The organism is Ochrobactrum sp. C6C9, from assembly GCF_022627935.1.
Taxonomy (GTDB): Bacteria; Pseudomonadota; Alphaproteobacteria; order Rhizobiales; family Rhizobiaceae; genus Brucella; species Brucella teleogrylli.
Genome location: NZ_JABXGB010000065.1, coordinates 1 through 7092, shown reverse-complemented (window position 1 = coordinate 7092; position 7092 = coordinate 1). Strand labels below are relative to the sequence as shown.

Genomic DNA, 7092 nt, shown 5'->3' with positions numbered 1-7092 from the left:
ACCCCGCCAACTATCTCGCCGCCGTCAAACTCGTCGCGGCACGCATCTGGTGTCAGTCGTAATGAGTCTACGGCCTAAATATACAGGCTGAATGAGAAGCTGTGGAAGAGAGCTATACCAAGGTTCCGCATTGCTATTCTCCCGTAGCTCACCATAGGTTGATAGTGTAGACGTTCGGCTTTTTCGTTCGGTAGGATTAAATGCGTTCAGCCCATTCTTTGAATCAATTGACGCCGGGCGATACCGCCGTCTGAGTGGTGTTTGAACGTGGCATCATGGCCGAATCCAGTGCCTGCTGGCAAAATTCGTCGTCGCGCAGGATTGCGTGGCGATTCAGAGCATCCAGAAGCAAGGAATCGAATTGATCACCACGAGCGCTGAACCGCTTCTGCACATAAGAGGTCTTAAACTTCATTCCAAAATAGACGCATTGCTCCGCGTCCGACCAGGTTGGATCGAAAACCTCACCTTCACTGTTGACGAGCCAGGCATGGTGCAGCGGGATCGGCAATTCGAGATCGCAAGCATAGCCTTCGACATAGCAGAACTGCTTCTGGCGATGGTTGCGAGGCGAAATCACTTCGGCCTGCGCATTCGCGAAACAGGCCTTAGGGATTGAGAAACGGGCGTTTCCGGATTGTGTCGATACACGCCAGAACTTGCCATGAGACAGGAGAGTGGTTGCCACTCCCCAACCCGGTTCTGTATTTGCCGAATCCGTTATGTATTTTTTGAGAAGTGTGGCGATAGCCACAAGGTCCCCGCTATAAATTTGCATGCAATAATCCTTTTAAGTAATACAGGCCCGATGAGTAACACGTCATCGTATGTAGAATGACACCATCAAAAGAAAGGGTAGGCAAGCCCCTGATTCAAACAAACTGCGATACGGGGTGGGATAGTGGCTACACCATGTTTTTATGAACGGCGATGTGATTGCGTGCCCAGCCATTCGTAGCGCAGCAGACACTGCCCTCTTTACCGAACGCCTTTGGCGATTAGTTCCGATGCCGTAGTCGGAGGGATTCCAGGCCCGGCTACTTGTCCGGTTGTTCTTCTGTCGAGGCCCGCGATTTCCGCATGGTAATGTTCAAGGGTCGCAACCTGCTTTGATCTGGGCCTGTGGCCTGAAGAATCGTAAGCGAGTTTTTGTTGTCGCATCTGTCGTGAAGAGTGTCATTGCATACCGTGGCTGAAGAATGGCTGCAGAAACAACCACCTGTGTCCCAGAAAAATCTGGAGTTCAAATTGATGGTGGTGATGCAAACGGCGTTTGCGGTGGCCAGCTCTGCAAGCGATACAGATTGCAATGATTTTCCGGTACTACATCTGGAATTGTGGGGCTGGCAAAATGACGTGGAGACACATCAATCCAGATTGTGGGCAAGTCACGTAGATTTTTTCCGATTTGCAGTAACTGGATTCTCAACTCGAGATTTTCGTTACAGAGTTCCGGGTAAAGGTTGCTGAAGCGGAGATTTCCGATTCAGCGGTAAACGCCGTTTGCGGGCAGGCGCGGGGGTGGTGAAAAAAATGCTATGCGCCGACGGTTTTCGAGCACATGATTTGATTGTGGGCACAAAATCTGGAGAAGTGATGGCGTCGAGCAGGCAGCAGTCGGAACGTTTGCGCAAGCAGCGCGAACGACAGAAGGATTATCGCGATCGTTTAAAGGCGGATCGCAAGCCGACGCGTGACGACATCGCGCGGATCGTGTTGCATTTCATGGTTTTGCTTGCATCAGAAGCTGATGACCCCCGCTCCCTTGATCAGCTCATCAATCGCGTGCTGGAAGCCTTGAAAGATCAGGGGTTCGATGAAGAGGCTTCTATGGATGTCCTTGATGACCTGATCGCCAAATATACCAAAACGAATTGGGGTTTCCGTCGCAAGGTACATCTGACGTCCGGCAGGGCTCGTGATGGCACCGGACATTGAACATAGCGTTCAAAGCCATTTTGCGTTGGTTCCGACCAGGCGATTCTACAAACCCAGTTTGTGCTTGTCGTTTGTCGTCCCCCCGTTACTTCATGAAACGCCGTTTGCACATGAAACGGGTGTCGAGGGATTTTTACAACGAAGCGCTCACGATAATCGATCTCAAAAGGAGTGGATTTATTCTCAAAACTCTGAAAAATCCTGCCCGATAATCCGCTATTTACAACAGAAATAACGTTCTAACTATTGAATAGAAATTATCTGCTGAATTACATTTCAATTAATTAGCAGAGTGGATTTATTTTAAAAACGTAATTAAATGGATAATACGAATAAATAAAGAAATAAAAGCAAATTAAATAAAGAATAATAATTATCTAGATAATTAGGCGATATTAATAAATAAATATTATTACGCAATAGTATACGATTCGCTCAATTTCTATATATGTTGACGTATACTGCGAATCACAATAAATGTTTCTGTGACTGCAGCATAGTAAAGTACGGCATAGCGTAGTATGGAGAGGTGATTTGTAATGAATTATAATAGATGGTCGGCGTTTAGACATCGATTTAGGTTTGCTTAAGTATTCAAGCGGCTTTCTTGTGCGTTGTCGCGTAGCGGCGTGGAGCTGCTTGTATATAAATCAGAGAACGTTCGCGATAGCGCGGGTGCAATCGATCTTCACGTATTGTTCTATTTCGTTAGCTTCGGCCGCCACGGCGGTCGGGAAGGAGAAATCATGTACGCTAAAATCCCCGTTGGCAAATTAGTTCTGTTTAAAACTCCGGTTCCTGTTCGCAATTGCGCTCGTCGTATAGAAGCGGCGATGGAGCTTATTCAATATTATAACGCCGTTGACAGAGCTGAAGATCGTTCAGCGATGGTCATGCATCATCGCGATGACGTGTTGCGGTTGGCGGTTTGCTATGAGCTTGAGAAGATCGCCGATCTGCTCGAAGAGGCATGTCTGTCAAAACAGGATCTTTTAAAAGACGAAGATCACACGCATCTGAGCCGGGACGATCTTGAGCAGCTTGTTCGTGCACGTGCTCAGCGTACGAACGTGAATGTTTCGCAAAAGAACAACGTGGAAAGCGTGTCTTATGCCTGCGATTTGCTTGTTCATGATCCTGATGCGCGCCGCATCCGCTGGTTCCATCTGGTTGCCGGTGCGAGCTATGACAAAGGCATCATTGGGCAATGGAAAAGCGAGATTACTACCTTCGCGACGGCTTTGCCGCGCTTTGCACGACAATATTTTGACGTTGACATCCAGGAACTGGAATGTGCGCTGATTGATCCATTTTTGCATGAGAGCCGACCCGATGACAATGTGTGGTCACTTGGCGACATTGATGCGTTGACCGGTCAAGTTGGTACAGCAGAGAAGATTTTACAGATGCGGTCTCTGCTTCGTGAGCGGTTGCGGAATAAAATTGGTGAAAGCTTTGCGTCAGATGAAGAAACGCAGCGCCGCTTGATTGATGATGCTCTACAACGCAGCGCTTTGGAAGCTAATGAATGTCCGAATAAAGCGGCTCTTCGTATACTCACGCCTGATGGCGATAGACAATCCGCAACAATTCGAGCGTTGAGCGTCGTAGCTATTCATAATCAATAATCCTGGAGTGCCTCCATGGCCAAACAGCGACCCGGCGTGAGCCGGCTTGGGCTGCATCTGCTTGCCCGTCTGAAACATGCTGCCTATCGCGATTTGCGCCAGGTGTTCTGCGAACTCGATCTTCTGTCTCACACTGAGGTCGACAATGACGGATTTTTCGCGATGCGCTTCGATATGCCGGAACCGACTTCTGACCCCGGCGACGAAAACCGACCAGTACTCCCTCTGACCGGTCATCCAGTTCGTGATCTGCGTGCATTGAACGCTCATCTCGGTGCCGGCTTTGATCTGGACGCTTCCGGCGTAAAACGCCAGTTCGCTCTCTCGCTGCCGTTTCCAAAATCCTTGCCTGACATAGATCATCATCCGGTCGAGCGACCATATCTTTTGAAACTCTTGCGTTGTTTCCGTGCCGAGCCGGACATTGGTGATGTCGCGGTGTGCCATCTGCTCGCACGGGCTATGGAAGAGGGTAATTCCAGATCGAAATCACTTCTCGAGCTTTCGCGTGGACGGCCTGGGCTTGTCATCGTGCGAACAGATATCGAAGGCTTCGAAGATATCCTGTTACGGATGTTGAGAGAACAACGGCTTCATTGCGGGCATGTTGTGGTGCGACCTCTCGATCACTGGGGAACGACAACCGTCCGACAGTTAAAGCGTACAAGGAGCCGCATCCGTCAGCCAGACCTGATCATCAATACTGTCGATGCTGACGCGTTCGAGAAACTGGCGCTGATCGACGAAGACAGCATTGGGGATGCACTTTCACGCGGTGAATGGCTTCTCGGTATCATTGATATGCAATACGAGATCCCGGTCGGGCTGAAGGTGGTAGCAGATATTGTCCTCGACACGGGTCTGCTTGACGGTGCTCTTCTCAACAGGCTGCTCGGTACGGTGACGACGCATGATGCTGACACCGTCTTTCCAGATGATTTCACACTCAATTCATTACGAGAGCTGAGACATTCGTTCAGGGAGGCAAATACACGGCAGGAAACTTTTGCCTATCTGCTGGCCCAATGGGAACTGGAGGGGAGAAAGCAGGCACGTCCGGTGCAGGAGCAGAAACAGAAGCAGAAAGAGGCAGATAAAAAGAATGACAAGGCCGATGACAAGAAATCCTTCTTGACTGAAGAACGTGGTCGTCATGGCAAAAAGATTGTTTCTGACAGCCGACTGATTGAACCAGAACCGCTCGAGGAAGGCATCAGTGACGGCGGTTCCGCAGAGAGCGTCATTCGTCGAACGCCAACTCTACGCGTGGAGACCTTGTCTGGCTATAGCGAGGCGGTTGATTGGGCGTTGGCGCTCAAGGACGACCTTGCTTTATGGAACACAGCATCGCTCGCCTGGTCTGACATGAGTACACGGCTACTTCTGTCCGGACCGCCCGGTACCGGCAAAACCACTTTTGCACGGGCGCTTTGTAACAGCCTGCGCATTCCTGTCCTCGCGACTTCTATCGCGACATGGCTGCGGATGGGGCATCTTGGTGATGTGTTGCTGCGCATGAAGACTGCTTTTGAAGAAGCGGCGTCTCATGCCCCTGTCATCCTGTTTGTTGACGAGATCGACAGTATCGGGCGACGTCAGGATCCGTCGCGCGACTACGCGGATTACTGGAATGCTGTCGTCAATCAGTTCCTGGAATTGATGGATGGTGTGGTCAAACAGGAAGGCATCATCATCGTGGGTGCCACCAACCGGCCTGACGATATTGATGAGGCATTGGTACGCTCAGGGCGGCTGGAAACCCATATCCGAATCCCGAAGCCTGACACGGATGCATTGATCGGCATTCTCGCGCATCATCTGGGCGCTGATCTCGATGCTGTGCTGCAAACACCACAGGCGGAGCAATAGCGATGACGGGTAGCAAACCGACTGAACTGATCAGAACGACGCGCGACCTACGTCCACTGGCGCTGAAGGCACAGGGCATGACCGGGGCCGATATCGAGCGGATTGTCCGTCAGGCTCGCCAGCAGGCACGCCGAGAGAAGCGTCAGCTTACCTGGAAGGATATTGATAAGGGCATTGTCGGCAATCGCAGGCCAATCCTGCCGGAGGAACGCTGGCGCATGGCGGTGCACGAGGCGGGCCATGCCTTCATTCGACATATATTGCAAGTCGGTCATCCACTGACGCTCAGCATTGAAGAACAAGTGGGGTTTGGTTTTGCAACGGAGCGGCGCAAGTTAATTCCGCTGGAAAAGGATTGCGAAGACAATCTTGCTGTGATGCTGGCGGGAAGGGCGGCGGAAGAGCTTGTTCTTGGGGCTGTTTCTGTCGGCTCCGGGATGCAGCCGGGCAGCGATCTGGCGAATGCCACCGATCTGGCGCTGGCAATGGAAACAACGCTCGGCTTTTCCAGAAAACGGCCATTGCTGTTTTGCGACGGTCTGACACGAGGAGAACTGGTCCATGCAAACCATCCGGTAACCAACCGTGTCAATGCGCGGATGCAAAGAGCCTATGACATTGCCCGTCACGGACTTGTCCGTTACGCGGTAGCGCACAGGACACTTTCCAAAACACTGCTCGAACATGGCGTTCTGGAAGGCGACGCCGTCACAGCCATTCTTGACGATGCTATCCGGCGACAGGATCAGCAGGGCAGTCATGTTTCGGTGAGCGCAGCGGATAACAGCTCTCAGGAGACGAACGCACCCGGACCGACCTGAACAGCCGTTCCAGATTGACGTCCAGCCCAACCAACAATCCGAATTCATTCCAGAAACGCGCTCGTCAGCTCGGGCGCGGAGGATCCCGCATACCCCCTCACACCCAATGAAAGGAATTTCTCATGGCAATCGTTGCACACGATGGCATATTCAACCGGCAAAGACTGGCAACAGAGATCGAGACCCTCAAAACCCTTGTTCGTGATCTCGAGCGCCTGATGAACGGAGAAGACCCACAACAAACCGAATTGGCGGACGCTCCATTGATCGACAACTGGGATTTTGATCGCCGCGACACAACATGCCTTGTGGGCACATTTGTTGCTCATCCGCGTCTGGGACGTATCGTGCCAAATGGCATTACCTCCGAACTCTGGTACATTGACCCCGAAAGAAAATATGCACGCACATTCAGTCGCTTCTACCGTCTTGGAAAAATGGTCCGGTTTCGGGAAGGCAAGCATTGAGGCTGACCTGCAAGAACAGAGCGGAAGCTTATCGGGAGAGTAAATAAGGGCAGGACGGCGTAGACAGGCGGGGAGGAGAAACCGACCCGCCTGACGGCCATATTTTCTACGTCACTTAAGACGTGGTTTCAGTTTACCGCTTGTTGAAAAACCAGTCATCGTGTTTTCCAGCAACGATGGCTGTACCGTTACGCGTTCTGAAGAGGTCAAATCACCCGGAATGAAATAGTCGGCCAGTTGTGAAAACGTGGCATACGCTGAACGACCTTCAGGTTGTACTGTCAAAACGGTTGTAAGAGTCCGTTTGAGAATTTGCTTTAATGGCTGATACGGCGCAACAACAGGCTCCCCATGGCGACGTGGATCATC

8 protein-coding genes are annotated in these 7092 nt (G+C 51.3%); 6 read left to right on the top strand and 2 right to left on the bottom strand.

Features of this window, described 5'->3' with window-relative positions; translation table 11 throughout:
- Positions 1-223: 223 nt before the first annotated feature.
- Positions 224-778, bottom strand: a complete 555-nt coding sequence (locus tag HWD97_RS23805; RefSeq protein ID WP_371835764.1) for a hypothetical protein — start codon at positions 776-778, stop codon at positions 224-226.
- Between the two features lie 410 nt (positions 779-1188).
- On the opposite strand from HWD97_RS23805, the gene HWD97_RS23800 reads away from it, so the two are divergent.
- The 6 genes from HWD97_RS23800 (at position 1189) to HWD97_RS23775 (ending at position 6723) form a co-directional block, all read left to right on the top strand.
- Positions 1189-1470: a hypothetical protein gene (locus tag HWD97_RS23800; RefSeq protein ID WP_371835763.1), complete on the top strand. Its 282-nt coding sequence runs from the start codon at positions 1189-1191 to the stop codon at positions 1468-1470.
- A gap of 54 nt (positions 1471-1524) precedes the next feature.
- Positions 1525-1938, top strand: coding sequence for a hypothetical protein (locus HWD97_RS23795; RefSeq protein WP_371835762.1), 414 nt, complete (start codon positions 1525-1527; stop codon positions 1936-1938).
- Positions 1939-2684: 746 nt separating this feature from the next.
- On the top strand, positions 2685-3566 hold the full coding sequence (locus tag HWD97_RS23790; RefSeq protein ID WP_371835761.1) for a hypothetical protein: 882 nt from the start codon (positions 2685-2687) through the stop codon (positions 3564-3566).
- Between the two features lie 15 nt (positions 3567-3581).
- Positions 3582-5435 (top strand): AAA family ATPase, encoded by a 1854-nt coding sequence (locus tag HWD97_RS23785; protein WP_371835760.1) that lies wholly within the window; start codon positions 3582-3584, stop codon positions 5433-5435.
- A gap of 2 nt (positions 5436-5437) precedes the next feature.
- The gene (locus tag HWD97_RS23780) at positions 5438-6256 is read left to right on the top strand and encodes an ATP-dependent Zn protease (RefSeq protein ID WP_371835759.1); all 819 of its coding nucleotides are present in this window, start codon (positions 5438-5440) and stop codon (positions 6254-6256) included.
- 122 nt (positions 6257-6378) lie between these two features.
- Positions 6379-6723, top strand: a complete 345-nt coding sequence (locus HWD97_RS23775) for a DUF6634 family protein (RefSeq protein WP_371835758.1) — start codon at positions 6379-6381, stop codon at positions 6721-6723.
- Positions 6724-6834: 111 nt separating this feature from the next.
- Here the strand turns inward: HWD97_RS23775 and HWD97_RS23770 are convergent.
- Positions 6835-7092: hypothetical protein (locus HWD97_RS23770; RefSeq protein ID WP_371835757.1), on the bottom strand; the 258-nt coding region annotated here is incomplete at its 5' end.

Coding starts and splice junctions, on each gene's coding strand:
- HWD97_RS23780 (WP_371835759.1), top strand. CDS start 5,438: ATGACGGGTAGCAAACCGACTGAACTGATCAGAACGACGCGCGACCTA.
- HWD97_RS23785 (WP_371835760.1), top strand. CDS start 3,582: ATGGCCAAACAGCGACCCGGCGTGAGCCGGCTTGGGCTGCATCTGCTT.
- HWD97_RS23790 (WP_371835761.1), top strand. CDS start 2,685: ATGTACGCTAAAATCCCCGTTGGCAAATTAGTTCTGTTTAAAACTCCG.
- HWD97_RS23805 (WP_371835764.1), bottom strand. CDS start 778: ATGCAAATTTATAGCGGGGACCTTGTGGCTATCGCCACACTTCTCAAA.
- HWD97_RS23775 (WP_371835758.1), top strand. CDS start 6,379: ATGGCAATCGTTGCACACGATGGCATATTCAACCGGCAAAGACTGGCA.